The sequence below is a fragment of the Candidatus Bandiella numerosa genome (assembly GCF_021811875.1).
GTDB classification, from domain to species: Bacteria; Pseudomonadota; Alphaproteobacteria; order Rickettsiales; family Midichloriaceae; genus Aquirickettsia; species Aquirickettsia numerosa_A.
In genome coordinates, this window is sequence record NZ_JAJBJD010000114.1 from 1 (window position 1) to 3,565 (window position 3,565).

The window sequence follows — 3,565 nt, forward strand, 5'->3', positions numbered from 1 at the left end:
AGAATGCACACAATGTTTTGCAGATTAAAGCGACTATGTCCTCTAATGAGTGGAATCTTTATGAAGCAAATATTGACAATGAGTTGATTCTAAAAGTTACTTAACGCTATCTAATATTTATGCTTCCAATAACATTTCTTCTGAAAGAATTCATTCCGTGATTGCTAGAGCTGATACTGATTTGGCTGATCAAAATAACCCATATTCTGCTCTAAATAGAAGAATTACAATCATGCTGTTAAGAAACTCTGCAATTGAAAATTACAAAATCTCTGCACCAATAAATTAGTATATTTTACGAATTGCTACTATAGCAATATTGCTATTTTTAATATTTTTAAAAAATATCTACTGTGAATTTTCTTTTACTTGACGATTTTGCGTTAATTATATATTAATACCTATTACTTTATATTATAGGACTTTATGTCAGAGATTCGTAACGTTGCAATTATAGCCCATGTAGATCATGGTAAGACCACACTTATCGATAATATGCTCAAACAAAGCGGTACCTTTCGAGATAATCAAGAGGTAGAAACTAGAATAATGGATTGTAACGATATTGAGCGTGAGCGAGGCATAACAATTCTTGCTAAATGCACCTCTATGAATTACGATGGAGTAAAGTATAATATAATAGATACGCCAGGTCACGCTGATTTTGGTGGTGAGGTAGAAAGAGTTTTATCAATGGTTGATGGCGCAATATTATTGGTTGACGCATCAGAAGGAGCAATGCCACAAACAAAATTTGTATTATCAAAAGCACTTTCAATAGGTTTAAGGCCAATCGTAGTAATAAATAAGGTTGATAGATCTGATAGTAGAATTGACGAAGTCCTAGATGAAGTTTTTGATTTGTTTTATTCTCTGGATGCAACAGAAGAGCAATTAGACTTTCCGATATTATATGCTGTTGGAAGAGCTGGTTGGGCATCTGAAAAAAACGAAAAAGGAGAAAATTTAAAACCACTATTTTCAAAGATAACAACACATGTTCCTAAACCTAATGTTGATAAATCTGCCCCATTTTCAATGCTTGCAAGTATATTAACTGCAGACTCATACTTGGGGAGAATTTTAATTGGTAAGGTATATTCAGGTTCGGCTAAAGTTGGGGATAGTATTAAATCAATAGATTTAAATGGGAAAATTATAGAAAACACAAAACTTACAAAACTTTTTGGGTTTAAAGGAATAGAAAAAATACCAATTGAAATTGCTGAAGCAGGAGATATTGTAGCAATTTCTGGAATAGAAAAAACTTCTGTGGCAGACACAATATGTAACAGTGCTGTCACTACACCTATACAATCCACCCCTATTGACCCTCCAACCATGGCTATTACAATAAGCGTAAATAGCTCACCTTTAGCTGGTCTTGAGGGTTCAAAAGTTACATCAAGAATGATTTTAGCAAGACTTGAAAAAGAAGCCGAAAGCAATATAACCATCACTCTAAAAATCTCAGAAAATGGTGAAAGTTTTGAAATTGGTGGTAGAGGCGAATTACAACTAGGTGTTTTAATTGAAAATATGCGTAGAGAAGGTTTTGAATTATCAGTTTCAAGACCTAGAGTATTATTTAAAAAAGACGATAAAGGTAAAACCTTGGAACCTATTGAAGAAGTGGTAATTGACGTAGATGAGATACATAGTGGAATAGTAATTGAAAAACTCTCATTGAGAAAAGCTGAATTAAAAGAAATGAAGCCTTCAACTGGTGGAAAAACTAGGTTAATTCTTCATGTTCCATCTAGAGGTTTGATTGGTTATCAAAATGAGTTCCGCAATGATACAAGAGGTACTGGTATTATAAATAGGATATTTCATTCTTATCAAGAATATAGGGGAGAAATTATATCAAGAAGAAATGGGGCTTTAATTTCAAATTCAAATGGAGAATCCGTCGCTTATGCTTTGTGGAATTTAGAAGACAGGGGTGATTTATTTATACCACCAAAAACCAAAATTTATGAAGGTATGATAATAGGTGAACATAATAGAGATAATGATTTAGAGGTAAATCCTATTAAGGGTAAACAACTTACTAACATGAGAGCTTCTGGAACAGATGAAAGTATAAGATTGACTCCACACAGACTTTTTACGCTCGAAGAAACTTTGTCATACATTAAAGATGATGAACTCATTGAGGTTACTCCTGATAATATTCGCCTTCGTAAATCAATATTATGCCCAAATGAAAGAAAAAAAGCATCTAGAAAATAAACCGTTGAAAATATGCTTGAGATTTTGAACAAAGTCCTGAATTTTGGCGAAATTTTTTGCAATATTTTGTAATAATTATTTATTTAAAAAACACGGAAATAGAGTTTATACATATAATAGAGAATTATTATTTGTGCATAAATGGATTATCAACAAACTGTTTGTAAAAAAGATGGTGTTTCTGGAATTGGTTTGCATACAGGAGAAATTGTAAATCTTGTTATTTCACCTCTAAAAGAAGATTCCGGCATTATATTCAAGAGATCTGATATATCGAAAAATAATATAATCCCTGCAAAGTTTTTTAATGTTACAAACACAAAATTATGCACTGAAATTTCTAATGCTAGTGGTATAAAAATAGCAACCATTGAGCACATTATGGCTGCATTATGGGGTATGGATATTGATAATGCCTTGATAGAGGTATCAGGACCTGAGGTCCCCGCGATGGACGGAAGCTCTAAGGAATTTATCAGCCTAATAAAAAGAGCAGGTATTAAAGCACAATCAAAAAAAAGAAAGTATTTAAAAATTTTGGACACTATTAAAGTGACTGATGAAGATAAGGAGATTGTGATTGAAAGTGCTAATAATTTTGCAATTGATTTTGATATTGAATTTAATCACCAATCTATTGGGCATCAAAATTATAGCCTTTCAGATTCTACAAAATTTGAAGATGAAATAGGTAATGCTAGAACTTTTGGGTTTTTATGCGATGTTGAATTTTTGAAAAAAAATGGGCTAGCAAGAGGAGCTTCTCTTAACAACAGCATAGGATTAAGCGAGACTGGTGTGGTTAACAGTGAAGGTCTTAGATGTGAAGACGAATTTGTTAAGCATAAAATATTAGATTGCGTTGGTGATTTATTTTTGTCGGGCTATAGAATAATTGGAAACATTAAGGCAACTAAAGCTGGTCATAATTTAAATAATGCCATGTTAAAAAAGATATTTGACAACCCAGATTCATATAAAATAATCTAAATTAAATTTAAAAATTTTAATATTCGGGAATGTTGTTAGAGAATATCGTAAAATTCGTGTAAAAAGAACGTCCTTATATAAATAAAGTAGCAAAAAAATAATGAAAAAAGGTATAGAATAAAACCTTGATAATAAAAATCAAAATATTTAATGGAATTATAAATAATTCTATTTGGGAATTTTCTTCAGATACCTTGAACACTATAAAAAAAGAACTTTGTTGCATAAATAAAAAGCAAGAAAAAATAGACTAAGAATAAAAAATAAAATAGCCTGAAGAAAAATAGAAGAAAATTCTAGAATGAGTAAAAAAAGGCTGAGAAAAGGTAAGTACAAAGTA

At 31.2% G+C, this 3,565-nt stretch carries 2 protein-coding genes; both read left to right on the plus strand.

Going from position 1 to position 3,565, the window contains the following annotated elements:
- Positions 1–426 precede the first annotated feature (426 nt).
- Positions 427–2,235, plus strand: a complete 1,809-nt coding sequence (gene typA / locus L8D11_RS04175; protein ID WP_236870419.1) for a translational GTPase TypA — start codon at positions 427–429, stop codon at positions 2,233–2,235.
- 141 nt (positions 2,236–2,376) lie between these two features.
- Complete coding sequence (gene lpxC / locus L8D11_RS04180) at positions 2,377–3,225, plus strand: UDP-3-O-acyl-N-acetylglucosamine deacetylase (protein ID WP_236870420.1); 849 nt, start codon at positions 2,377–2,379, stop codon at positions 3,223–3,225.
- Positions 3,226–3,565 lie beyond the last annotated feature (340 nt).

What these genes read in the sequence shown, in the direction of transcription:
- lpxC (WP_236870420.1), top strand. Translation starts at nt 2,377, where the DNA reads ATGGATTATCAACAAACTGTTTGTAAAAAAGATGGTGTTTCTGGAATT.
- typA (WP_236870419.1), top strand. Translation starts at nt 427, where the DNA reads ATGTCAGAGATTCGTAACGTTGCAATTATAGCCCATGTAGATCATGGT.